Source organism: Cupriavidus sp. 2KB_3 (assembly GCF_052115685.1).
Classification (GTDB): Bacteria; Pseudomonadota; Gammaproteobacteria; order Burkholderiales; family Burkholderiaceae; genus Cupriavidus; species Cupriavidus campinensis.
In genome coordinates, this window is sequence record NZ_JBFRHD010000035.1 from 1 (window position 1) to 23,084 (window position 23,084).

At 67.3% G+C, this 23,084-nt stretch carries 20 protein-coding genes and 1 pseudogene; 5 read left to right on the forward strand and 16 right to left on the reverse strand.

Features of this window, described 5'->3' with window-relative positions; all coding sequences use genetic code 11:
* The 3 genes and pseudogenes from AB4120_RS26850 to mdtD all read left to right on the forward strand — a co-directional run.
* Window positions 1–216 (forward strand): annotated as a pseudogene (locus AB4120_RS26850) (bifunctional UDP-4-keto-pentose/UDP-xylose synthase); the annotation flags it as partial.
* Between the two features lie 160 nt (window positions 217–376).
* Window positions 377–2,395: a TonB-dependent receptor family protein gene (locus AB4120_RS26855; RefSeq protein ID WP_441643050.1), complete on the forward strand. Its 2,019-nt coding sequence runs from the start codon at window positions 377–379 to the stop codon at window positions 2,393–2,395.
* A gap of 72 nt (window positions 2,396–2,467) precedes the next feature.
* The gene (gene mdtD, locus AB4120_RS26860) at window positions 2,468–3,901 is read left to right on the forward strand and encodes a multidrug transporter subunit MdtD (protein ID WP_244845007.1); all 1,434 of its coding nucleotides are present in this window, start codon (window positions 2,468–2,470) and stop codon (window positions 3,899–3,901) included.
* A gap of 34 nt (window positions 3,902–3,935) precedes the next feature.
* Here mdtD and AB4120_RS26865 read toward each other — a convergent pair whose 3' ends face one another.
* The 12 genes from AB4120_RS26865 to AB4120_RS26920 all read right to left on the reverse strand — a co-directional run bounded on the left by AB4120_RS26865 (window position 3,936) and on the right by AB4120_RS26920 (window position 18,184).
* Window positions 3,936–4,904, reverse strand: coding sequence for a threo-3-hydroxy-L-aspartate ammonia-lyase (locus AB4120_RS26865; RefSeq protein ID WP_149137936.1), 969 nt, complete (start codon window positions 4,902–4,904; stop codon window positions 3,936–3,938).
* Between the two features lie 52 nt (window positions 4,905–4,956).
* Entirely contained in the window at window positions 4,957–5,937 is a 981-nt protein-coding gene (locus tag AB4120_RS26870) for an ornithine cyclodeaminase family protein (protein ID WP_149137935.1), read from the reverse strand.
* Window positions 5,927–6,553, reverse strand: coding sequence for a helix-turn-helix transcriptional regulator (locus AB4120_RS26875; protein WP_149137934.1), 627 nt, complete (start codon window positions 6,551–6,553; stop codon window positions 5,927–5,929). Before AB4120_RS26875 ends, AB4120_RS26870 begins: the two co-directional genes overlap by 11 nt.
* Window positions 6,554–6,655: 102 nt before the next feature.
* Window positions 6,656–7,084 carry a hypothetical protein gene (locus AB4120_RS26880; protein WP_144203450.1) on the reverse strand — a complete coding sequence of 143 codons (429 nt, stop codon included), beginning with the start codon at window positions 7,082–7,084 and terminating at the stop codon, window positions 6,656–6,658.
* 47 nt (window positions 7,085–7,131) lie between these two features.
* Entirely contained in the window at window positions 7,132–8,187 is a 1,056-nt protein-coding gene (locus AB4120_RS26885; protein ID WP_149137933.1) for a hypothetical protein, read from the reverse strand.
* Between the two features lie 102 nt (window positions 8,188–8,289).
* Window positions 8,290–8,745 carry a helix-turn-helix domain-containing protein gene (locus tag AB4120_RS26890; protein WP_149137932.1) on the reverse strand — a complete coding sequence of 152 codons (456 nt, stop codon included), beginning with the start codon at window positions 8,743–8,745 and terminating at the stop codon, window positions 8,290–8,292.
* Between the two features lie 175 nt (window positions 8,746–8,920).
* Window positions 8,921–11,659, reverse strand: a complete 2,739-nt coding sequence (locus AB4120_RS26895; RefSeq protein ID WP_149137931.1) for a nitrate reductase — start codon at window positions 11,657–11,659, stop codon at window positions 8,921–8,923.
* Window positions 11,660–11,719: 60 nt separating this feature from the next.
* Entirely contained in the window at window positions 11,720–12,961 is a 1,242-nt protein-coding gene (locus AB4120_RS26900) for an NAD(P)/FAD-dependent oxidoreductase (protein ID WP_149137930.1), read from the reverse strand.
* A 72-nt stretch (window positions 12,962–13,033) separates the two neighbouring features.
* Window positions 13,034–13,417: a nitrite reductase small subunit NirD gene (nirD, locus tag AB4120_RS26905; RefSeq protein ID WP_144203440.1), complete on the reverse strand. Its 384-nt coding sequence runs from the start codon at window positions 13,415–13,417 to the stop codon at window positions 13,034–13,036.
* Window positions 13,418–13,432: 15 nt separating this feature from the next.
* Window positions 13,433–15,994: a nitrite reductase large subunit NirB gene (gene nirB, locus AB4120_RS26910; protein WP_441643051.1), complete on the reverse strand. Its 2,562-nt coding sequence runs from the start codon at window positions 15,992–15,994 to the stop codon at window positions 13,433–13,435.
* 36 nt (window positions 15,995–16,030) lie between these two features.
* Window positions 16,031–17,362: an MFS transporter gene (locus AB4120_RS26915; protein WP_149137929.1), complete on the reverse strand. Its 1,332-nt coding sequence runs from the start codon at window positions 17,360–17,362 to the stop codon at window positions 16,031–16,033.
* 342 nt (window positions 17,363–17,704) lie between these two features.
* Window positions 17,705–18,184: a winged helix-turn-helix transcriptional regulator gene (locus AB4120_RS26920; protein WP_149137928.1), complete on the reverse strand. Its 480-nt coding sequence runs from the start codon at window positions 18,182–18,184 to the stop codon at window positions 17,705–17,707.
* 100 nt (window positions 18,185–18,284) lie between these two features.
* On the opposite strand from AB4120_RS26920, the gene AB4120_RS26925 reads away from it, so the two are divergent.
* Complete coding sequence (locus AB4120_RS26925; protein WP_441643053.1) at window positions 18,285–18,881, forward strand: GNAT family N-acetyltransferase; 597 nt, start codon at window positions 18,285–18,287, stop codon at window positions 18,879–18,881.
* A 22-nt stretch (window positions 18,882–18,903) separates the two neighbouring features.
* Here the strand turns inward: AB4120_RS26925 and AB4120_RS26930 are convergent, their stop codons facing one another.
* A complete protein-coding gene (locus AB4120_RS26930) occupies window positions 18,904–19,776 on the reverse strand; it encodes an EamA family transporter (protein ID WP_262389837.1) in 873 nt (290 codons plus the stop codon).
* Between the two features lie 227 nt (window positions 19,777–20,003).
* On the opposite strand from AB4120_RS26930, the gene AB4120_RS26935 reads away from it, so the two are divergent.
* Window positions 20,004–20,723 carry an SDR family NAD(P)-dependent oxidoreductase gene (locus AB4120_RS26935; protein WP_149137927.1) on the forward strand — a complete coding sequence of 240 codons (720 nt, stop codon included), beginning with the start codon at window positions 20,004–20,006 and terminating at the stop codon, window positions 20,721–20,723.
* A gap of 74 nt (window positions 20,724–20,797) precedes the next feature.
* Here the strand turns inward: AB4120_RS26935 and AB4120_RS26940 are convergent, their stop codons facing one another.
* The 3 genes from AB4120_RS26940 to AB4120_RS26950 all read right to left on the reverse strand — a co-directional run bounded on the left by AB4120_RS26940 (window position 20,798) and on the right by AB4120_RS26950 (window position 23,017).
* A complete protein-coding gene (locus AB4120_RS26940; RefSeq protein ID WP_149137926.1) occupies window positions 20,798–21,130 on the reverse strand; it encodes a PIN domain-containing protein in 333 nt (110 codons plus the stop codon).
* A 290-nt stretch (window positions 21,131–21,420) separates the two neighbouring features.
* Entirely contained in the window at window positions 21,421–22,728 is a 1,308-nt protein-coding gene (locus AB4120_RS26945) for a type II toxin-antitoxin system HipA family toxin (RefSeq protein WP_149137925.1), read from the reverse strand.
* Entirely contained in the window at window positions 22,721–23,017 is a 297-nt protein-coding gene (locus tag AB4120_RS26950) for a helix-turn-helix domain-containing protein (protein WP_149137924.1), read from the reverse strand. Before AB4120_RS26950 ends, AB4120_RS26945 begins: the two co-directional genes overlap by 8 nt.
* Window positions 23,018–23,084: the final 67 nt, after the last annotated feature.

Sequence of the window (23,084 nt, forward strand, 5' to 3'; positions counted from 1 at the left end):
GAGGCGCGCAAGACGAAGATCGTGGAGACGTCCTCCGGCGAGTTCTACGGCAAGGGCTACCAGGACGTGCAGCACCGCGTGCCGAAGATCGACAACACGATCGAGGAGCTGGGCTGGCAGCCGAAGCTGAACATGGAGCAGGCGCTGCGTCGCATCTTCGAGGCCTACCGCGACAAGGTGGTGGAGGCGCGTACGCTGGTGAGCGGCGGCAACTGATTCCGGCGGGGCGCCCCGGTTTGGGTAGACTATGCCTCGCGCGACGTTTCGCGCGCGAGGTGTCTACTCTCTGGAACGCGCCCCCATGCACGCCACCGGCAGGACCCTTTCCCGTTTTTCCATCTTTCCACTGGCTTCGCTGCTGGCGATGCCCGCGGCCATGGCCCAGACCGCCGACGAGAAGACGCTGCCCGATGTGGTGGTCAGCGCCAGCCGGAGCGAGCAGCGCCAGTTCGACGCCCCGGCCGCCGTCAGCAGCATCGCCGTGGACCCTTTCACGGCGGCATCCCCGCTGGTCAACCTCTCCGAACTGACGCTGACCGTGCCCGGCATCGCCGTGCGGGACCGCCAGAACTACGCCCAGGACCTTCAGATCGCCGTGCGCGGCTTTGGCAGCCGCTCCACCTTCGGGGTGCGCGGGGTGCGGCTGTTTGTCGATGGCATTCCGGCCACCATGCCGGACGGGCAGGGGCAGGCGTCCACCTTCGACCTGGCCAACGCGAGCCGCGTGGAGGTGCTGCGCGGCCCGTTCGCCCAGATGTACGGCAATGCCTCGGGCGGCGTGGTGCAGGTGTTCACGCCCGATCCTCCCAAGGACGGCTTCACCGGGCGGGCCGCCACGGGCTTCGGCTCGGACGGCCAATGGCAGGCCGGCGTGGCGCTGGCCGGCGGCAATGACCGCCTCGGCGGCTCGCTGGACGCCTGGACCTACCAGACCGACGGCTACCGGGACCACAGCGCAGCACGCCGCTACCAGCTCAACGCCAAGATCGTGGCCCAGCCGACCACGGCCACCAAAATTACCGGCCAGTTCAACTACTTCACCCAGCCGCTGGCCGAGGACCCGCTCGGGCTCACGCGCGCCCAGGCGGACGCCAACCCCAGGCAGACCGTGCCGGCGGCCACCCAGTTCAACACGGGCAAGGACGTCGAGCAGACGCAGGCCGGTGTGTTGGTCGAACACCAGCTGAACGAACGTGACAGCCTGAACTTCCGCCTTTATGGCGGCGGGCGGCAGCTGACCCAGCGGCTCGGCTTCAGCGGCGCGGCGCCTTCGTCGGCGGGTGGCATTGTCGATCTGGACCGCACCTACGGCGGCACGGCGCTGGCGTGGACGCGCAAGACCACGGCCAACGGCCTGCCGCTGCAATGGACGGCCGGGATCGAGGCCAACGCCATGCGCGACGCCCGCCACGGCTACGTGAACGATAACGGCCAGCAGGGCGCGCTGCGCCGGGACGAGACCGACGAGGCGGCCGACTACGGTGCCTTCGCCCAGTTCAACTGGACCGTACATCCCGCCTGGGAACTGGTGGGCGGGCTGCGGGCGAGCATGGTCCGGCTGCGCATTGACGACCACTACGTCACGGCGGCCAGCCCGGACGACAGCGGCACCTCCACCTATCACAACGTCAGCCCGGTGGCCGGCGTGGTCTGGCACGCCCACGACACGCTCAATGTCTACGCCAACCTGGGCCGGGGCTTCGAGACCCCGACGCTGACCGAGGTGGCCTACGGCCCCGGCGGCGTGGGCGCCAACCTGGGCTTGCAGGCGTCCACCAGCCGCCAGGGCGAGATCGGCGTGAAATGGCAGGCGGCCGGCCAGCGGCTGGAGGCCGCGCTGTTCGATGCGGACAGCCACGACGAGGTGGTGCCGGTCTCGAACAATGCCGGCCGCACGGTCTACCAGAACGTGAACGGCGTGCGCCGGCGCGGGCTGGAGCTGGGCTGGCGCGGCACGTTCGGCCAGGCGCAGCAGTGGGGGGCGGGGCTTGGGTATACCTATTTGTCGGCGTACTTCGGGGAGGCCTATCTCAACGCGCAGGGGCTACAGGTGGCGGCCGGCAACCGGCTGCCCGGCACGGCGCGGCACAGCCTGGGCGCAGAGCTGACCTACCGGCCGCTGGCGCCGCTGATGCTGGGGGTGGAGGCGCGGGCGGACAGCCGGGTCTATGCGGACGACCTCAACACCCAGGCGGCGCCCGGCTACATGGTCTTCAACCTGAAGGCCGGCTACGAATTCAGGCTGGGCCGGACCCGGCTGTACCTGTTCGGCCGGATCGACAACCTGGCAGACCGGCACTACATCGGCTCGGTCATCGTCAACGAGGCCAACGGCCGGTACTTCGAGCCGGCGGCGGGGCGGCGCTTCTTCCTGGGGCTGCGGGCGTCGATGTAAGCCGCCGCCTGACTTGCCAGCGGCGCGTCTCCGGCCTAAGGTGGCGTCTTTGACTGGCATCCGTGGAGCCCCATGCCCCCCTCCATGCCCCAGGACCGCGACCTGCGCATCATGCTGTGGGTGGTGGCCGTTGGCTTTTTCATGCAGACGCTCGACTCGACCATCGTCAACACGGCGCTGCCGTCGATGGCACACAGCCTTGGCGAAAGCCCGCTGCGCATGCAGTCGGTCGTCATTGCCTATTCCCTCACCATGGCGGTGGTCATTCCGGCCTCGGGCTGGCTGGCGGACCGCTTCGGCACCCGCACCATCTTCCAGACCGCCATCGGCCTGTTCGTGCTCGGCTCGCTGCTGTGCGCCTGGGCGCCCACGCTGCCGGTGCTCACCGCCGCGCGGGTGGTGCAGGGGGTGGGCGGCGCCATGCTGCTGCCGGTGGGGCGGCTCTCGGTGCTGCGCACCTTCCCGCGCGAGCAATACCTCCAGGCGCTCAGCTTCGTGGCCATTCCGGGCATGATCGGCCCGCTGATCGGCCCCACGCTGGGCGGCTGGCTGACGCAGACGCTGTCATGGCACTGGATCTTCCTGATCAACGTGCCGGTGGGGATCATCGGCGCCCTGGCCACCATCCGCTACATGCCCAATTCGCGGCTGCCCGGCATGGGCGGCTTTGACGTCACCGGCTACCTGCTGCTGGCCGTGGCCATGGTGGCGCTGTCGTTTTCGCTGGATGGGCTGGCCGGCATGGGCTTCCAGCACGCCACGGTGCTGATGCTGCTGATTGGCAGCATGGCGGCGCTCACGGCCTATGTGCTGCATGCCAACAAGCGCCAGAACCCGCTGTTTCCGCTGAAGCTGTTCAAGATTCACGCGTTCAGCGTGGGGCTGCTCGGCAACCTGTTCGCGCGTATCGGCAACGGGGCGATGCCCTTCCTGATTCCGCTGATGCTCCAGGTGAGCATGGGCTACGCGCCGTTCGATGCCGGCCTGATGATGCTGCCGGTCACGGCCGCCGGCATGGCCTCCAAGCGGCTGGCGACGATGCTGATCGAGCGCCACGGCTACCGGCGCGTGCTGGTGGTCAACACCTTCGTGGTGGGGCTGGTGATGGCATCGTTCGCGCTGATCTCGCCCACGCGCCCGCTGGCGCTGACGCTGGTGCAGCTGGCCATCTTCGGCATGGTCAACTCGATCCAGTTCACGGCCATGAACACGGTGACGCTGAAAGACCTGTCGGGGGGCAGCGCCAGCAGCGGCAATTCAATGCTGTCGATGGTGCAGATGCTGTCGATGAGCCTGGCGGTGACGTCGGCCGGCGCGCTGCTGGCCACGTTCCAGGCCGGATTTGGCGCGAACGGCGCGCACCAGATGGAAGTGCTGCCGGCCTTCCACGCCACCTTCATCTGCGTGGGGCTGATTACCTCGGCATCGGCATGGATCTTCATGCAGCTATCGCCGGAGCCGGCGCGCGACACGAAGGAAGAGGTGAAGCAGGCCGGGGAGATGTAGGCCCCGGCCGGGGTGGGGCGTGGCGGGGCGTGGCTCAGGCTGCCAGCAGCTCGCAGAAGCGCGCGATATCGACGTTGCCGCCGCTGATGATCACGCCCACGCGCTGGCCCTTGAGCTGGTCCTTCATGCCCAGCACGGCGGCCATCCCGAGGCAGCCGGTGGGCTCCACCACCATCTTCATGCGCTCGGCGAAGAAGCGCATGGCGTCCACCAGTTGCGCATCCGAGGCGGTGACGATGTCGTTGACGTCGCGGCGGATGATGCCAAAGGTGTACTGGCCCAGATGCTGGGTCTGCGCGCCATCGGCAATCGTCTTCGGGGTGTCGATGTTGACGATCTCGCCCTTGCGGAACGACTGCTGGCCGTCGTTGCCCGCCTCCGGCTCCACGCCGTAGAGCTTGCAGGCCGGCGCCAGCGCGCGCGTGGACAGTGCCGTGCCGGAGAGCAGCCCGCCGCCGCCGAGCGGCGTGAACAGGGCGTCCAGCGGGCCGACTTCCTCGAACAGTTCCTTGGCGGCCGTGCCCTGGCCGGCCAGCACGTCCGGATGGTCGTACGGCGGAATCAGCGTCATGCCGTGTTCGGCGGCCAGCTTGCGGCCAATCGCCTCGCGGTCTTCCTTGTAGCGGTCGTAGGTCACCACGTTGGCGCCGTAGCCCCTGGTGGCGGCTACCTTGGCCGCCGGGGCGTCGTGCGGCATGACGATGGTCGCCGGCATGCCGAGCAGCCTGGCCGAGAGCGCGATGCCCTGGGCATGGTTGCCGGACGAGAACGCCACCACGCCACCCTTGCGCTGCTCTGGCGAGAACTTCGACAAGGCGTTGAACGCCCCGCGGAACTTGAACGCGCCCATGCGCTGGAAGTTCTCGCACTTGAAGAACACTTCGGCGCCGACCATCTCGTTGAAGGTGCGCGAGGTGTTCACGGGGGTGCGGTTGGCATGGCCTTCCAGCCGCTGGGCGGCGGCTTGCACATCGGCGTAGGTGGGCAGTTGCAGGGTCGTCATGGCAGGTTGGGGGACGAAAGGGTACGAAGGGGTGCGAGGGAGTTGAGAGAGATTACCAGGGCCAGGCCAGGCGCTTGCCGGTGCCATTGGCCACGGCGCGCTCGTGCAGGAAGCGGGCGACGGTCAGGTCCTGGAGCGCGAGGCCGGTCATGTCGAAGACGGTGATGTCGGTGGAGGCACGGTCGAACATGGCATTGCCGGTCAGCAGATCACCAATCTCGGTGCAATCGACCTGGGCGGCCCACTGGCATTCGCCAATGCCGCGGGCCTGCTCGCGATCGTCGGCAAAGACGCGCGCGCGGGCCAGCACGCCGTCCGGCAACTCGCGCTTGCCGCGCGTATCGGCGCCCACGCAGTTCAGGTGGGTGCCGGGCTGCACGGCGTCTGCGTCGAACAGGGCGCCGCCGCCGGGCGTAGTGGTGATGACAACATCACTTTTCGATACCGCCGCGTTGGCGTCCGTCGCCAGTTCGATCTGGCAGCGGTCAGAGAACGCTGCTTCGAACGCCGGATCGCGCTGGCGGTTGAAGGTGACGTAAGACACATGGCACAACGACGGCAGCAGGCGCAGCGCATAGGTCAGCTGCACGCGCGCCTGCACGCCGCTGCCGAACACGCAGACACGCTCGCTGTTGGGGCGCGCCAGCAGTTGCAGGCCGATGCCGCCGGCCGCGCCGGTGCGCGCGGTGGTGATGGCGTTGCCGTCCAGCACGCAGAGCGGGCGGCCCGTGGCGGGGTCGATCAGCAGCACCGTGGCCTGATGCGGCTCGCCGCCCTGGGCGCGGTTGTCCGGCCAGAAACCGGCCGCCTTGAAGCCGAGCAGGTTCTGCTTCGGCACATCGCCGGCCTTGATGCCGAACACGCCGCCGGTAGCCAGTTTTTCGCGGATCAGCGGAAACACGCGGCCTTCGCGGTGGCTGTGCAGCACGAAGGCTTCACGCACGGCTTCCAGCACGTCGTCCGGTTGCAGGGCGGCTTCCACGTCGAATTTGTCGAGGAGCAGGAGTTGGGCGAGACGGGTATCAGCGGGCATAGCTATAGACCGAGGCGCGCGACACGCCGAGATGTGCCGCGACGGTTTCCATGGCACGCCGGACCTCCAGCAGGCCCGACGCCTTGAGTTCATGCATCAGCGCGCGCCGGTCTTCGGTCTTCAGCGCACGGGGCGTGGTGGCCAGCCGGGCGGCGAAGGTGTCGATGCGGGCACGCAGGGCATCGGTGCCGGCCGGGTCGAGTGACTCTTGCGGCCCTTCTGCGGCAGTCTGGACGAATTGCCCCATCGCCATCTGCAGGCTGCGGAACAGCGTCAGGTCCACATTCATGCACAGCGCGGCGATATAGCGCCCGCTGCTGTCCTTGATGCCCACCGAGGTGCTCTTGGCCTGCCGCCCATCCGCGAACTGGTTCGGGTAGTTGGCGATGATCTGAGGGTAGTCCGGATCGGTGATGCGGGCCTGGCCCAGCTCGGTGGTGGGGTCGCCCACGGCGCGGCCGGACAGGTTGTTGTGAATGGAGAGGATCGACTGCTCAGGGTCGAGCAGGTCATGGACCACGACCTCGCAGAACGGCGCGAGCGTTTGCCCGAGGCCATCGGCAATCTGCTTGATCTGGTCGAGCAACTGGCGCTGCTCGGGTGTGCGGGTCTTCATGCTGGACATTTTGTCCAGTAGTAGATGAAATGTCAAGGTGCGGACTGCCCGCTCACGCCGCGTGTGCACGCCACGGCGTGAGCCCTTCAAGACTTCGGCAGGCTAGCGCGTGCCTGCGCTGCAGCAGTAGGCCAGCAGGAAGGTGTGGGTGCCCGGGAGATTGCCCACGATGCGGCGCATGTCCGTGTTCAGCTTGGCCATGGCCGCCGTCACGCGGTCGGGGCCGGGCAGGTTGCCGTTATTGAAGTCATGCACGGCGATGGCGACGGGTTTCTGGTCCCTGGTCTTGGGCGACGCAAGGGCCCGGTCCTCGTCCGCGAACTTCTCTTCGCGCTGTGCCACGGCGCCGATCTTCCCATCGCAGTAGCCGTGGGTGCCGGACATGACGTGAATCGTGTGGCCGTTGCCGGTCAGGCCGCTGGCGATGGTATTGAGCGCCGCCGCCACGTCGTCGACGTCGGACGGATCGTGAAATCCCCAGATCTGCACGGCGGTGGGGGTCTTGGCGGTGATGTTGACGAGCGTTGCCATGGTGTTTCTCCTTGGAAAACTTCAGGTTTCTGCGATGAAGGGGGAAGTCAGACTTCCCGCGCGTGGGTCTGCCCCGGCCAGACGCCGGTCATCTCGATGGCGCGGCGGCCCGTCAGCCATTGCCCCAGCGGACTGGGCCAGTTGAAGGCGTAGTGGTCGCTGTTCATGACCCCCTGGAATTTCACGTCCACGCGGATGTTGGTCGCGCTAAGCGGGATGTTGCTCACGGTCTTGGAAATGCCGCCGCTCAGCGAGAACTCATCGTGCTGGCGCCCCGCCGGCGAGTCGTAGCCGATCTGGATGTGGGTCACGTAGGTGCACCCGGGCTTGTTGTCGAACACCACCTCGAAGGCGCCGAGCCGGTTGATCCAGTTCGGAATCAGCAGCGGCCCGTCGAACGAGGCGAAGGTGTAGGCGATCGGGATCGGGGAGGGCGCGAGCTGCTCCGCCTGGTAGGGCCAGAGATGTTGGTCCACGCTCTTGTTCTGGCGGGTGGAGACGAACGAGCCCTTGCCGTTGGCGCCGCCCAGCATCTCTTGCACCGCGCCGGCGGAGCCGGTCAGCGAGAAGGAGGAACTGTTGTCCTGGGAACCCACGTTCAGCCCGCTGTGGGCATAGACCGCGCTGGTGACCACGCCGAAACCCTGCGCGATCCGCCCGTTCGACCCCATGCTGACCGATTGCGCCTGGTCGTACAGCCACTGGTAGGTTTCCGGCTTGCCGAGCAGGGTCAGGTCGCTGATGAACGTTTCCGACGCGATGCCGAATTCGGAAGCGATCGACCCCACGGTCGAGAATTCCCACTTCACCTCCACGCCGGCCGTCACCTTGATGCCGGTATCCGGATCGGTGGCCGAGCCGTCCAGGTTGACGTTGGACTCGCTGCGCTGCACGTTGCTGGAGGACAGCTTCCACTGGTTGGGAATGCCGCGCGTGCTCAGCGAGAGCCCGGGTGTCTCCTCCTTGACCAGCGTGAAATCGCCGGTGTCCGGAGAAACAAAGCCCACCGCGCCGGGTTTGATATTGGGCGCCAGGGTCCAGTTTCCCCAATAGGCGGGGCGCCCGTTGCGTATCAGGTCGGTAAATGATCGATTCCAATTCATGGTGTTACCCCTTTTGAATGTGCTGGCATTCGGTTGATTTTGCGATAGCGGTCGATGACTTATCGCATAACCAGTGTTGGTGCCACGGGGGGATATTCGCCATTACTCCGAATGCGTATTCGGAATGCTGGAATCGGCGTGAATTCTGAGTTGTCTGGAAATCGTCATGAGATCCGCCAGGGTTTGCAGCCCGGTTTTGGCGCGGATGTTTTCCAGATGTTTGCTGACGGTACGGGGACTAATGCAAAGATCTCTGCCGATTTCCTTGGCCGTCAGGCCCAGACTGAGGCTTTGCAGGACGTCCTTTTCACGCTTGCTTAATCTGTCTGGCTGGAGAATCGGAGTGGGCGCGTGGGTTGCCGTATTGGCATGCGTCGTGGCAAAGGCCACCAGCTGCGACGTGGAGTGGATGTCGAGTTTTGCCGAGATATTGGTGCGGTGCTTGCGGGCTGTGAACTCGGTAACGCCCAGATACCTGGCGATATCGCTGCTGCTCATCCCTTTGGCGATCAAGGCGAGCACCTGGGATTCCCGGGTGGTCAACCTTGGTGGCGACAAGCATGCCCAATATTATTTTTCGAGCGGATGACGGGGTGTCACCGCGCTACGGTGTAATCAGCTCATCGTAGGTGAAATGAATGAACTGTTTGTCGGAATTATTTAATATCAGAAATAAGGGTGCCTAATATCTCCTCTCGCCCAATAAACGGGGAGAGAGGTGAAAGGCAAGTATTTATGCCGCTTCCGCCACGCGGATTTCCACCAGCAGCTTCTTCAACTCCGGCACGCAGGAGCCGCAATTGCCGCCGGCTTTCACGCAGGCCGTGATGTCGGCCGGGGTCTTGAGGTCGTGCTTGCGCACGGCGTCGCAGATCGTGTTGCGGCCCACGCCGAAGCAGGAGCACACGGTGGGGCCGGCGTCCGCGCCTTTCTCCATCGGCTGGCCCAGCAGCAGGCCGATGCGGTCGGTGTCCTCCAGCCGCTCCTGCCCGAACAGTTGCGACAGCCACGCCCGCGAAGGCAGGTCCGGGCGGGTGGAGACGTACACGCAGGCCTCGATGCGGTCGTTGACCACATAGCCCGCGTGATAGACGCCGGCGGTGCGGTCCTCGTATTCGAGCCAGTCGGCCTCGGGGTCCTGCACGCCCAGCAGCGCGCGGGCCCAGGCGGCGCGGTCGGGGATGGTCTCGCGGCCGGCGAACTCGTAGCGCTGGAACTGCTTGCCCTGGATGCGCGTCCAGTACGTCAGCGCGTCGGCGGGCAGGGCGGCGCGGCTCAGCACGAAGCCGTGCCATGACACGCGGAATTCCTCCACGCGCACCGGCGTGTGCTTGAACTCCGGCTCGCCCGAGACCGGATCGACCGCCGGATTGACCAGCGCGCCCACGCGGGCATCGGAGCTGAACTGGCTGTTCCAGTGGATCGGCACGAACACGCTGCCGCGCGGAATGCCGCCGCCGTGGCGCACGCGGGCCACCATGGCGCCCCAGCGGCTGGTGATGCGCGCCAGCTTGCCTTCGCCCACGCCGCACAGCAGGGCGTCTTGCGGATGCATGTCGACGAACGGCTCGGGCAGGTGGTCGGAGAGCCGCGCGGCCTTGCCGGTGCGGGTCATGGTGTGCCACTGGTCACGCACCCGGCCGGTGTTCAGGATCAACGGGAAGTCGTCGTCGGTGGCGTGGGCCGGCGCGCGCGGCGCGGTCGGCACGAAGCGGGCGCGGCCGTCGGGATGGGCGTAGCGGCCATTGGTGAACAGGCGCGGCGTGCCCTCGGTCAGATTGGCGCGCACTGGCCACTGCACGGGCGCGAGGGCGTCGTAGTCGGCCCGGGCCAGCCCGGCCAGCCCGCTGATGTCGAACGCGCGCGGCGCATCGCGCTCGGTGGCGGTGTCGTTGCGCCAGGCGCTCAGGCGGGCGTGTTCGTCGAAGATTTCATGCGGACCGGCGTAGTCGAAGCCGGCAAAGCCCATGCGGCGGGCCACGTCGCAAAGGATGTCCCAGTCGGCGCGGGCCTCGCCCGGTGCGGGCAGGAAGGCGCGCTGGCGCGAGATGCGGCGCTCGGTGTTGGTCACCGTGCCGTTCTTCTCGCCCCAGCCCAGCGCGGGCAGCAGGATGTGGGCGGCGTCGTTGGTGTCGGTGTGCGTGACGATGTCCGACGCCACCACCAGCTCGCACCTGGCCAGCGCGCGGCGCGCCTGGTCGGCATCGGGCAGGCTCACCACGGGGTTGGTGGCAATGACCCAGACTGCCTTGACCTTGCCCTGCTCGATGGCATCGAACAGGTCCACGGCCTTGAGGCCGGGCTGGTCGGCCATCGCCGGAGACTGCCAGAAGTCCTGCACGATGTCCCGGTGCAGCGGGTTGGCCAGCTCCATATGGGCAGCCAGCATGTTGGCCAGCCCGCCGACTTCGCGCCCGCCCATCGCATTGGGCTGGCCGGTCAGCGAGAACGGGCCCATGCCGGGGCGGCCGATGCGGCCGGTCAGCAGATGGCAGTTGATGATGCTGTTGACCTTGTCCGTGCCGGACGACGACTGGTTCACGCCCATCGAGAACGCCGTGATGACCTGTTCCGTGCTGGCGAACAGGTCGAAGAAGGCTTGCACGTCCGCCGGGTCGAGCTTGCAGGCGCGGGCCACGGCGGCGACGCTGGTGTCGTCCGCCTCGGCGGCGGCCAGGGTGGCTTCCAGCCCGGCGGTGTGCGCGGCGACGAAGGCCGTGTCGGTCTTGCCGGCGCGGGCCAGATGGCTCAGCAGGCCGTTGAACAGGCGTACATCGGTGCCGGCGCGCAGTGGCAGGTGCAGATCGGCCAGTTCGCAGGTGGCGGTGCGGCGCGGGTCGATCGCCACGATCTTCATGGCCGGCCGGGCTTCCTTGGCGCGCGAGAGTCGCTGGAACAGGATGGGGTGGCACCACGCGGTGTTGGAGCCCACCAGCACGACGAGATCGGCGGTCTCCAGGTCCTCGTAGCTGCACGGCACCAGGTCTTCGCCGAAGGCGCGCTTGTGCCCGGCTACGGCGGACGACATGCAGAGCCGCGAGTTGGTGTCGATATTGGCCGTGCCGATGAACCCCTTCATCAGCTTGTTGGCGATGTAGTAGTCCTCGGTCAGGATCTGGCCCGAGACGTAGAGCGCCACGGCGTCCGGGCCGTGCGCGGCGACGATGTCGGAGAAGCCCCTGGCCACCTTGTCGAGCGCCTCGTCCCAGGAGACGCGGCGCAACTGGCCATCGGCCTCGCGCAGTTGGGGGTGCAGCAGGCGGCCGTTCAGGTCGAGGGTTTCGCCAAGCGCGGAGCCCTTGACGCAGAGCCGGCCGAAGTTGGAGGCATGGTCGGCGTCGCCGCTGACTTCGACCTGGCCGTCCGCGCGCACGGTGGCGCGCACGCCGCAGCCCACGCCGCAATAGGGGCAGGTGGTGGCGGTTGTGGTGGTGGGGGTGGCGGAAACCACCGCAATATCGGACAGGTTCACAGCAATGTCTCTCTTTCGGTGATGTCAGCCGGCAATGCAGGCAGCAAATCAGGCAGCAAATCAGGCGGCCAGGGCCTCGCACTGGGTCTTGCCAAACAGCAGGCGCTGGCGCAGGGCGCCCACCGGCTTGCCGCTCTGGATCAGGTCGAAGTACCACGGGCCGTCCTGCACGTCGCCAACCAGCACCGCCCCCACGAGCCGGCCGTCCTGCAGCACCAGCCGCTTGTAGACGCCGCGCCGGGGGTCGCGCAGGACCAGATCCTCGCTGCCATCGGCACCAATGAAATCGCCCGCCGAATACAGGTCCACGCCGGTGACCTTGAGTTTGGTGGCTGTGGCCTGCTGCACGTAGCGGCGATGCCCGGCGCCGGCCAGGTGGGCCGCGCAGACGCGTGCCTGGTCCCAGATCGGCGCCACCAGCCCGAAGGTGGCCTGGCGATGCTGCACGCACTCGCCCACGGCGTAGATGCGCGGGTCGAAGGTCTGGAGCGTGTCGTCCACGACGATGGCGCGCTCGCAGCGCAGCCCGGCGCTGGCCGCCAGTTCGATATTGGGCCGCACGCCGGCAGTCATCACGACCAGGTCCGCCGGAATCTGGCTGCCGTCCTTGAACAGCACGCCGGTCACGCGGCTATCGCCCAGAATGCCGGCGGTCTGCGCGCCGAGCAGGAAGCGCAGGCCGCGGCGCTCCAGTGCCAGCTTCAGCAGCGCGGCGGCGGGCTTGTCGAGCTGGCGCTCCATCAGGCTGTCGGCCAGATGCACCACGGTGACGTCCATGCCCTGGCGCAGCAGCCCGTTGGCGGCCTCGAGCCCGAGCAGGCCGCCGCCAATCACCACCGCGTGGCGATGGTTGCGCGCGGCGTGGAGCATGGTTTCCACGTCCTGGATGTCGCGGAAGGCGATCACCCCGTCGAGCGTATGGCCCGGCACCGGCAGGATGAACGGCTTGGAGCCCGTGGCCAGCAGCAGGCGGTCGTAGTGCACCTCCCGGCCGGAGGCCGAGCGCACCATGCGGCGGGGGCGGTCGATGGCTACCACGGGGTCGCCGGCCAGCAGCTCGATGCCATGCGCGGCGTACCACTCGCGCGTGTTGAGCATGATGTCGTCGACAGTCTTCTCGCCGGCAAGCACCGGCGAGAGCAGGATGCGGTTGTAGTTGCCGTGCGGCTCGGCGCCGAACACCGTGATGTCATACAGGTCCGGCGCCAGCTTCAGCAGTTCCTCGACCGTGCGCATGCCGGCCATGCCGTTGCCGACGACAACCAGTCGGGGTTTGGCGTGCGGGTTGGCGGTAGGCGTCATGGAGCGTCTCAAATGGCTTGGGCGTGGGCGAGGGCGAGGGGCAATGCGGGAAGCGGGAAGCGGGAAAGCAGCTCAGGCCGCCAGTTCTTCCTCGGCCTGTCGTGCGACTTCGCTGGCGGCTACCCAGACCTTGCCGTCGTAGACCCGGGCCGCGTAGGCCGCCACCGAGTGCTCGGGGGCTTCCAGGCATTCGCCGGTACGCAGGTCGAAGTGATGCTTGTAGATCGGCGAGGCCACCACCACGCGCTCGCCCAGGCTGCCAACCAGCCCGCGCGAGAGCACCGCCGCCTGCGAGTTCGGATCGAAATTGTCGATGGCAAAGACCTCCTCGCCCCGGCCGATGCGGAACACGGCCACTTGCTGGCCATCCACCAGTGCGCAGACACCAGTATTGGGCACGATGTCGCGCAAGGTGCAAATCGCGGTCCAGGTTTCGGGATGATGGGAATGATGCATCACGTTCTCCTTTTATCAGGCTGCTTTTGCGGGCACGGCAACCACGGGGATGTGGCTCAGGCGGGAGCGCTGCAAGTTCCGTTCCTCGGGCGTGGCCGGGCGGATCTGGCCGCGCTCCTCCAGGAAGACGAGGTTGTCGTCGCGCAGGTCGCTGTTGACGAAGTGGCGGAAGCGCTTGCGGGTCTCGGGGTCCGTGACGGCCTTCTTCCACTCGTCCTCGTAGGTATCCACCACGTGCTGCATCTCGGCCTCGAGTTCGGCGCCCACGCCCAGCTTGTCGTCGATCACCACCGACTTCAGGTAGTCCAGGCCACCTTCGAGGTTGTCGCGCCAGGTGCTGGTGCGTTGCAGGCGGTCTGCCGTGCGGATGTAGAACATCAGGAAGCGGTCGATGTAGCGGATCAGCGTGTCGTGGTCCAGGTCGCCGGCCAGCAGTTCGGCGTGGCGGGGTTTCATGCCGCCGTTGCCGCAGACGTAGAGGTTCCAGCCGCGTTCCGTGGCGATGATGCCCACGTCCTTGCCCTGCGCCTCGGCGCATTCGCGGGTGCAGCCGGACACGCCAAACTTGATCTTGTGCGGCGCGCGCAGGCCCTTGTAGCGGTTCTCGATCTCGATGGCGAGGCCCACGGAGTCATCCACGCCATAGCGGCACCACGTGGAACCCACGCAGGATTTCACCGTGCGCAGCGACTTGCCGTACGCATGGCCCGACTCGAAGCCGGCCGCGATCAGTTCCTCCCAGATCATCGGCAGCTGTTCCAGCCGCGCGCCGAACATGTCCACGCGTGCGCCGCCGGTGATCTTGGTGTAGAGGCCGTACTTCTTGGCCACCTGGCCCACGGCGATCAGGCCGTCGGGCGTCACTTCGCCGCCCGGCATGCGCGGCACCACGGAATAGGTGCCGTCCTTCTGGATGTTGGCCAGGAAGTAGTCGTTGGAGTCCTGCAGGCTGGCGTGCTCTTCCTTGAGCACGAAGTCGTTCCAGCACGAGGCCAGGATGTTGCCGACGGTGGGCTTGCAGATATCGCAGCCCAGGCCCTTGCCGTGCGCGGCCAGCAGGTCCTCGAAGGACTTGAACTTGCCCACGCGCACCAGGTGGTACAGCTCCTGGCGGGAGTACGGGAAGTGCTCGCAGACATGGTTGTTGACCGCCATGCCCTGCTTCTTCATCTCGGCCTTCATGATCTGCGTGACCAGCGGCACGCAGCCGCCGCACGCCGTGCCGGCCTTGGTGCAGGTCTTCAGCGCGCCGATGCTGGTGGCGCCATCGCCCACGGCGGCGCAGATCTGACCTTTGCTGACGTTGTTGCACGAGCAGATCTGGGCGGTGTCCGGCAGGGCGTCGGCGCCCAGCGCCGGCTTGGCCTGGCCGTCCGAGGACGGCAGGATCAGGAATTCGGGCGACTCGGGCAGCTCGATGCGGTTCAGCATCATCTGGAGCAGCGTGCCGTATTCTTCGGCATCGCCCACCAGCACGCCGCCGAGCAGGTACTTGCCGCAGTCGGAGACCACCAGCTTCTTGTAGATCTGCTTGCGCTCGTCGGTGAACTGGTACGAGCGGCTGCCCGGCACGTTGCCGTGCGGGTCGCCGATGCTGGCCACGTCCACGCCCATCAGCTTGAGCTTGGTGCTCATGTCGGCGCCGCCGAACTCGGCGGCCTCGCCGCGCAGGTGGCGAGCGGCCACGCGCGCCATGTCGTAGCCGGGGGCCACCAGGCCGTAGATCTTGCCCTGCCACAGCGCGCACTCGCCAATCGCGTAGATGTGCGGGTCGGAGGTCAGGCAGTTGTTGTCCACGGCGATGCCGCCGCGCTCGCCCACGGCCAGGCCGCTCTCGCGCGCCAGTTCGTCACGCGGGCGGATGCCGGCCGAGAACACGATCATGTCGGTGTCCAGATGCGTGCCGTCGGCAAAATTCATGCGATGGGTGCCGTCCACGCCATCGACGATTTCCTTGGTGTTCTTGCCGGTGTGCGCCTTGACGCCCAGCTCCTCGATCTTCTGGCGCAGCATGCGGCCGCCGCCTTCGTCCACCTGCACGGCCATCAGGCGCGGGGCGAACTCCACCACGTGGGTCTCCAGGCCCATGTCGCGCAGCGCCTTGGCGCATTCCAGCCCGAGCAGGCCGCCGCCGATGACCACGCCGGTCTTGGCCCGGTTGCCGCATTCGCGCATCGCTTCCAGGTCTTCGATGGTGCGATAGACGAAGGTGTCCTTGCGGTCCTTGCCCGGCAGCGGCGGCACGAAGGGGTAGGAGCCGGTGGCCAGCACCAGCTTGTCGTAGGCCAGCGTCTCGCCGGTGGAGGTGGTGACGGTCTTCGCGGCGGTGTCGATGGCCGTGGCCCTGGCGTTCAGGCGCAGCAGCATGTTGTTGTGCTGCTCGAAGAAGCCGGCCGGCACCAGCGAGAGGTCTTCCGCGGACTTGCCCGCGAAGAATTCGGAGAGGTGGACGCGGTCGTACGCGGGGCGCGGCTCCTCGCACAGCACCGTCACTTCGAGGTCCTGCGCGCCGGCGTCCGCCAGGCATTCCAGGAACTTGTGGCCGACCATGCCGTGCCCGACGATGATGATTTTCATGATGCTTTCCTTGTCCGGGGTTCTTCGTATGCGAATTCAGTTGGCCAGCGCGCTGTCGTACAGGGCCTGCTCCTGGGCCTTGTGCTCGGCGCTGAAGCGCACGGCGATGGCGCACACGGCGGCGATCGTGGCGGCCACGCCGAGGTAGGTCAGAGTCTGTTGCAGGTCGCCCAGGCCCTTCATCAGGAAGCCGGCCGCCACCGCGCCCACGTTGCCGCCGGCGCCGATAATGCCGGCCACGCCGCCCAGCGCCTTACGGTCGATGAACGGCACCAGCGCGTAGGTGGCGCCGCAGGCCATGTGGGTGAACAGGCCGAAGATCAGCATCGCCACCACGGCCAGCGTGACGCTGGACGCCTGCGCGAACCACAGCAGGCCCAGCCCTTCGCCGAGGATGAAGACGAACAGCACCATCGAGCGGGCGTCCAGGCCACGGCGGCGGGCGAAGCGGTCCGACACATAGCCGCCCAGCGCCCGGGCGAACAGCGCCAACAGGCCGAAGCTCGCCGCAGCCATGCCGGCGGCGGACAGCGACAGGCCGAAGTGGTCCACGTAGAAGGTGGCGGCCACGTTGTGGATGAAGATCTCCACGCCGAAGCAGGCACCGTAGGTGATGAACAGCAGCCAGACGCGGTAGTTGGCGCTGGCCGCCTTGAAGCTGGCCCAGCCGCCGCCGCCCTTTCCACCATTTCCACCTTTGGCACCGCTTACCGCCACGCCGCGGGCGCGCAGGTCCGAGTAGTTACCTTCCGGGCAGTCCTGCGTGAACTTCCAGTACACGACGGCCATGATCAGCATCAGCACGCCGGGCACCACCAGCGCCAGGCGCCAGCCGAGTGCATGGTCCACGCCAATCATCAGGATCGCGCCCAGCAGCAGCGGCATGGCCGCCTGCGCCGCACCGCCGCCGGCATTGCCCCAGCCGGCCGACGCCGCGTTGGCCGTGCCCACCACGTTCGGCGCGAACATCACCGAGGTGTGGTACTGCGTGATGACGAAGCTCGCCCCCACCGCGCCAATCAGCAGGCGGAAGAACAGGAAGGTCTCGTAGTTCTGCGCCAGCGCCACGCCGAGCACGGGCAGCGCGCCAATGGCCAGCAGGCCGGTGTAGGTCTTGCGCGGGCCAAAGCGGTCACACATTGGGCCGATGATCAGGCGGACGATGATCGTCACCGCCACGGCGGCGATATTGATGTTGGCGATCTGGCCCGGTGTGAGGCCGAACTCGCCCTTGAGCACCGGCATCAGCGGTGCGCAGGCAAACCACGCGAAGAAGCAGACGAAGAACGCCATCCACGTCAGGTGGAAGGCGCGCATCTGCGGGGTCTTGAGACTCAGCAGGTCGATCCGGGTGGCTTTACCGTTCATGCTTGTGCTCCAAAAACAAAAGGCGTCCCGAGAGGCTGGCAAAGGCCAGTTCTGGGGACGCCGTTGTCCTGACGCGTGGCTACATGAGATAGCCAGCGTTTGATGTGGGGTGGGCAGGTCGCCGTTGACCGGCCCGTGCTTACTATCGCAAGCGGTGTGCCAGCCGGTGATGGGGCGTATCAGGCGTGTGGAAAGCCGGTTTTCGGACGAAAAGCGGCGTGTAATGCACGTTTATGCATCATGGTGCGGCGCCAGCATGGGGCGTGGGCACGGGGATGGTGCAGTGCAATGATTCCGCACGGTGCGCGCGGGGAGGGCGCACCCGGGAGGGGGGCGGGCGGGTCAGCCCTTGCTGCTGCCGTCTGGCGTGACGCGGTAGGCGGACAGCAACTGCATGTCGTTCGGCAGGACTTGCGCGCCGGATTCGTCGATCAAGGCGGCGCGCACCCTGAGCCCGGAGGTCTTCGAACGGACTTCGGCCGGACCCTGGCCACTGGGCGCGAGGTGATCGTCGCCCCATTGCATCAGGCCGACCAGCACCGGCAGCAGGTCCACGGCGGCGCGCGTCGGGTGGTACTGGAACCGCTCCCGCTCGCCCGGTTCCTTATAGCTGACCCGGCGCAGCAAGCCGGCTTCGGTCAGTGTCTTGAGCCGTGCGGAGAGCACGGCCGGCGAGCACTGCAGGCGCTGGAGGAAATCGTCGAACCGCCGCACCCCGGAAAACACATCGCGCAAGATAAGCATCGTCCACTTTTCGCCGATCAGGGACAGGGTGGCGGCGATGGAGCATGGCGGAAGGGTGACTTGGGTGGGCTCGGTCATGGTGAATCCAGCATAGCATCCTAACTACGTTTGCAAAAGTCAGGGTATCGCCTATACTCCTGGCTACATAAAACGTAGTCAGGAGCGCGTCATGAAGTGGATGAACGAGCAGCGCGACGCGCAAGCGACAATCAGTGAAGAAAGCTGGACCGTGCGGGGCGGTGCGCGGGTGACATTGCGCGCCGCCCGGGTGTCCGATCATGGGCGCCTGCGGACCTTTGTGGATGGTCTGTCGCGCGAAAGCCGCTATTTCCGCTTCCTGACCGGTGGCCCGGTGGCCAACGAGACGCTTGCTCGGTTTGTGAGCCGTCGCCAGGACCGCGATGTGGCGCTGGTGGTCACCTTTGGCGAGGTCATCGTCGCCAATGCCGAATACGTGGTGAACGACGAGGGGCTTGCCGAACTGGCCGTGGTGGTGGCGGACAACTGGCAGGGCCAGGGCCTGGGCCGGCGCCTGATCCAGCGGCTCCAGCAACTGGCCCGCGCCGCCAGCCTGCGCGGCATGCGTGGCGACGTGCTCAGCGAAAACCGCCGCATGCTGGCCATCATGCGTGATTGCGGCTTTGCCACGCGGCGCAACCCCGAGGACAGCCTGCTCCACGAAGTGAGCCTGACGCTGGCCGAACCGCGCAAGGCCCTGGCCCCCTCGGCCCCCTCTGCCGAATGGCTCCCGCGCGACTGGTTTGCCGCTAACTGAGTCAGGTGTCAGGTGTCAGGTGTCAGGCCGGCGCCGGGCGCCGGGAAGTTGCCGTACAGCCGACCGACGCCACGATGATGGCGGCAATCGCCACCCACTGAATCGGCATGAGCTGCTCATGGAGGAATGCCAGCCCGGCCAGCGCACCCATGGCCGGCTCCATGCTGAGCAGGATGCCGAAGGTGCGGCGCGGCAGGCGTTTCAGCGCCACCATCTCCAGCGAATAGGGAATTGCACTCGACAGCAGCCCCACCGCCAGCCCGGCCAGCAGCAGCGACGGGCTGAACATTGTCGTCCCCGCATGGGCCAGCCCGAACGGCAGCGTCACCAGCGCGGCCATGGTCAACCCCAGCGACGTGGCCTGGCCGCCATGCGCATTGCCCGCCATCTGCCCGAACACGATATAGAGCGCCCAGCCCACCCCGGCCGCGAGCGCATAGCCGATGCCCACCGGGTCCAGGTGAGCCGTGGACGCCCCCAGGGGCAGCAGCAACAGCAGGCCGGTCACGGCACAACCGATCCAGAGAAAGTCGATGGCCCGGCGCGAGGAGAGGACCGCCACGGTCAGCGGTCCGGTGAACTCGATGGCGATGGCCAGCCCCAGCGGCACCGTGCGCAGGGACATATAGAACAGCAGGTTCGTGGCGCCCAGCGCGGCACCATACAGGGCGATGGCGCGGGCATTGGCGCGCGTGAGCGGAAAGCGCCACGGTCGCCAGACGCAGAGCAGGATCAGCGCCGAGAACCCCACGCGCAGCGCCGTGGTGCCCTGGGCGCCCAGAACGCCGAACAGGCTTTTGGCGAACGACGTACCCACGCACAGCGAGGCCATGGAGCCGATCAGGGCCAGCACGGCCAGCAGTGTCTGACTTTGTTTGAGGCGGGTAAGGGGCAATTCGGGTCCTGGAACGGTGGATTGCCGGGCGCCGTGCGAGTTGCGAGGTGCGAGTTGCGAGGTGCGACGCCCGCCGGCACGGCCGGAGCCGCATCATGCCCGAGCCCGCTGTGGCCCGCCATGCACAGATGGGCGCGGCCGGCGCTGTACAGTTTTGCGCGCGGCAACATTTGGCGGTCCAGCCGCGCGGGTTCTATGGTGGAAGGGCAACTTTCATGGAGCCATCGATGGATGCGACCGCACCTCCCCGTCATGTCGTGATCACTGGCGCCGCCGGGGCGCTGGGCCGCGCCGTGGCCAGCCGTTTTGCCGCCGAGGGCGCGCGGCTGGCCCTGATCGACCGCGACCTGCAACACCTGCAAACCGTGTTCGCCCATCCGGAGCCCGGGCACGGCGGCATGCTGCTCCACGCGGCCGATGTCACGTCCGACACCGCCATGGCGCCCGTGGCGGGGGCCATCCTCGATGCATTCGGTGCGGTCGACGTGCTGGTCCACGTGGCCGGCGGCTTCGAGATGGGCGAGCCCACCCACGCGCTGAGCCGGGAGTCCTGGCTGCGGATGATGGACCTGAACGCGTGGTCCTTCGTCGCCGTGACCGGGCATTTCATTCCGGCGATGATGTTCCAGCGCAGCGGCAAGGTCGTGGCCGTCTCTGCGCGCGGCGCCACGGCCGGCGCGGCCACGATGGGCGCCTACAGTGCGTCGAAGAGCGCCCTGCAGAGGCTGGTGGAAAGCCTCTCCCGCGAGGTGCGCGCGGCAGGCATCAACGTCAACAGCATCGCCCCGGGCATTCTGGACACGCCGGCCAACCGCAACGCCATGCCGGCGGCGGAGCACACGCACTGGGTGTCCACCGGCGCGGCCGCGCGTGCGGTGGCGTTCCTGGCGTCCGAGGGTGCGCAATCGATCCACGGGCAGCATCTGGTGCTGGATGGGTTGAGCTAGGGCGGGGGCGGTCAGTCGACTCACGCCATCCATCCCTGCCGGGCTGCGGCCCGGTCGAAGGTAGCCACGTCGTCTCACCGGGCGGCCTGCCCTGAACGAACGATCAGGCAGTCGGAAAAGCCAATCGTCGTGATCTGGAACAGCCGCAGGGCCGTTGCCACGGCCTCCGCAGACTCCGGCACCGGGTCCTCGCTGTCGATCATCGTACTGACGATACGCGCGAGGACCACCCGCCGGACCGCATAGGAGCGCGCCATGACCCACGCAGTCTCCGCCAGCGCGACCAGCGGGACATAACCCGGCCGCTGTGGCGAGAGCGAATGGATCAGGGCGATGGACTTGGGCGTCTGCACCGGGTCGTCTTTTGCGAAGTACCGGATCAGTACGTTGGCGTCCAGTCCGATCATGACACGCTGGCCCGAAACTCATCGATGGCGCCGTCACCCGCCGCGGCGCCGGCGCAAAGCGGCGGGATGGCAGGGATGGCCGGCTCGCCCGGAGCAGGGTTCATATTGCGTGGCATGATCGGAACTCCTTTCCTGAAACAGGGTGGCCCAGCACGCCGTATCATTTTGCGCGTGGCTGGCACAGGCGCGACAGCCACGCCCGATGCCGGAATTTTCGATCGCTTGCCAGAAGAAAAACATGCGACGCTTCTCAAAATGCAAGGCGTCGCATTGGTGTCATCGCCGCCCGGTCATCGCCGCGCAAGCCGTGCCAGCGGCAGGGTCTCCAGCCGCTCCAGCACCACGGTGCGCATGGCCGGGGGCGTGGGCAGGGTGTCGAGCAGCGCCGGCCAGCGCTCGCGGGCCAGGGTGACGGCGTCTTTCACGGCGGCCAGGGCGATGCGCTCGGCGATCTTCGCCTCGCGTGCGAAATCGCGGTAGGTCTCCAGGGTTTGCTTGCGCTGCAGGCCGTCGATGGCCACGTTCTGGCCAAACGCCGCAAAGCCGGACAGCGCCGCCACGCTGACGATGTCATAGGCGGGCGACAGCTCGGGCATGGTCCCGTTCCGATACAGAAAAGAGAAGTTCTTGAGATGGGCGTCGCTGTTGCCGATCAGCGTGTTTACGGCCTGCCGCATGAAGAACTGCCGCACGTCCTCGATGCCGCGCACGCTGAGCCGCTCCAGCAGCCGGACGATGGCCACGTAGGCGTCGTTGCCGGCGTACTTGCGCGAAGGCATGCGTGTCAGCACCTGGCAGCCGTCTTCCGCATGCACGCGGCCACCGGGTTCGCGGTCGAAGCGGTCCACGGCCAGGAAGTGCAGGTCGGCGCCGAGCGCCTCGGCCAGCCCGGGTACGTCGATGGTCGCCAGCGGCTGCGGCTTGCACGGCGCCACGGCCACGCCGGCCGCCTGCGCGAGCTGCATCGACACATATTCGTTAAAGATCTGGCTGTCGTCGTTGCGGGCCGGCAGCTTGGCGATCAGGTCCGACAGCCGCCCGTGCGTGGGCATGGTGTAACGCTTGCCGGCGTGGGCGGTGGACAGCGCGAGCTTGTTCTGCACGCCCGACACCGATGCCGCGCCCTCGGTGGCGCCTTCCACCACGGCGATTTCCAGGTTGTCCGCGCCGCCGGTCACGCCCACGGTGCGCACGGTTTCAGGCAGGGCGTCGATGTCCGCCGGGCGGACGATCAGCGCGCCGGGCAGGTCTTCGCCAGCTGCGGCCAGCACGCCGAAGTCGTCGCGGTCGTCCGGATGGTGCCGCGTGGCTTCCAGCCGCCGGCGCAGTTCGCCTTCGGGCAGCAGGCCGGCAAAGTAGGGCGGCAGCTCGCCATGGGTGTTGTAGAGCGCCGGATGGAATGGGTTGGCGAGGATCGTGGCGGTGAGCGCCTCGTTGCCCGGAATGGTCAGGGAGAGGCTCAGCGTCGGCCGTCCGGCATCGCCCCGGAAGGCTTCGCTCGGTACGAAGCGCGTGGTGCGGCCGGCCTCGCAAAGGTAGCCGCACAGCACGTTGTGCAGGTGGACGGTGAGATAGCGGGGGCGCAGGCCATCAGACATCGGCGTCTCCGAGCAGCAGGTCCACCGAGGTGGGCGCGGCGCGGTCCGGGCCGGTGGCCTTGCCGCTCACGGTGCGCTGGACTTCGGCCAGATGCTCGCGCGGCACGAGGACCCATTCCGCGTCGAGGGCCGTGGCGATGGCCTCAAGTGTCGAGGCGCGCACATCCTGCTTGCCGCTCAGGGCCACCGACAGGTTGGGCGCCGCCATGCCGATCAGACGGCCGACAGCGCCGAGCGAGAGGCCGCGCGCCTTGCGAAGCTGGCCCAGTTGGGCGGCGAAGGAGGACATGGGTCGAACCAAAGGTGACGTTATGCCATAGCATAGCAGTCGCCAAAAAATTATGCTATTTCATAAT

Bases quoted from the DNA above. Each gene is read 5' to 3' on its own strand.
- AB4120_RS26855 (WP_441643050.1), top strand. From the start codon at position 377: ATGGCCCAGACCGCCGACGAGAAGACGCTGCCCGATGTGGTGGTCAGC.
- mdtD (WP_244845007.1), top strand. From the start codon at position 2,468: ATGCCCCCCTCCATGCCCCAGGACCGCGACCTGCGCATCATGCTGTGG.
- AB4120_RS26865 (WP_149137936.1), bottom strand. From the start codon at position 4,904: ATGACGACCCTGCAACTGCCCACCTACGCCGATGTGCAAGCCGCCGCC.
- AB4120_RS26870 (WP_149137935.1), bottom strand. From the start codon at position 5,937: ATGCCCGCTGATACCCGTCTCGCCCAACTCCTGCTCCTCGACAAATTC.
- AB4120_RS26875 (WP_149137934.1), bottom strand. From the start codon at position 6,553: ATGAAGACCCGCACACCCGAGCAGCGCCAGTTGCTCGACCAGATCAAG.
- AB4120_RS26880 (WP_144203450.1), bottom strand. From the start codon at position 7,084: ATGGCAACGCTCGTCAACATCACCGCCAAGACCCCCACCGCCGTGCAG.
- AB4120_RS26885 (WP_149137933.1), bottom strand. From the start codon at position 8,187: ATGAATTGGAATCGATCATTTACCGACCTGATACGCAACGGGCGCCCC.
- AB4120_RS26900 (WP_149137930.1), bottom strand. From the start codon at position 12,961: ATGACGCCTACCGCCAACCCGCACGCCAAACCCCGACTGGTTGTCGTC.
- nirD (WP_144203440.1), bottom strand. From the start codon at position 13,417: ATGCATCATTCCCATCATCCCGAAACCTGGACCGCGATTTGCACCTTG.
- nirB (WP_441643051.1), bottom strand. From the start codon at position 15,994: ATGAAAATCATCATCGTCGGGCACGGCATGGTCGGCCACAAGTTCCTG.
- AB4120_RS26915 (WP_149137929.1), bottom strand. From the start codon at position 17,362: ATGAACGGTAAAGCCACCCGGATCGACCTGCTGAGTCTCAAGACCCCG.
- AB4120_RS26920 (WP_149137928.1), bottom strand. From the start codon at position 18,184: ATGACCGAGCCCACCCAAGTCACCCTTCCGCCATGCTCCATCGCCGCC.
- AB4120_RS26925 (WP_441643053.1), top strand. From the start codon at position 18,285: ATGAACGAGCAGCGCGACGCGCAAGCGACAATCAGTGAAGAAAGCTGG.
- AB4120_RS26935 (WP_149137927.1), top strand. From the start codon at position 20,004: ATGGATGCGACCGCACCTCCCCGTCATGTCGTGATCACTGGCGCCGCC.
- AB4120_RS26940 (WP_149137926.1), bottom strand. From the start codon at position 21,130: ATGATCGGACTGGACGCCAACGTACTGATCCGGTACTTCGCAAAAGAC.
- AB4120_RS26945 (WP_149137925.1), bottom strand. From the start codon at position 22,728: ATGTCTGATGGCCTGCGCCCCCGCTATCTCACCGTCCACCTGCACAAC.
- AB4120_RS26950 (WP_149137924.1), bottom strand. From the start codon at position 23,017: ATGTCCTCCTTCGCCGCCCAACTGGGCCAGCTTCGCAAGGCGCGCGGC.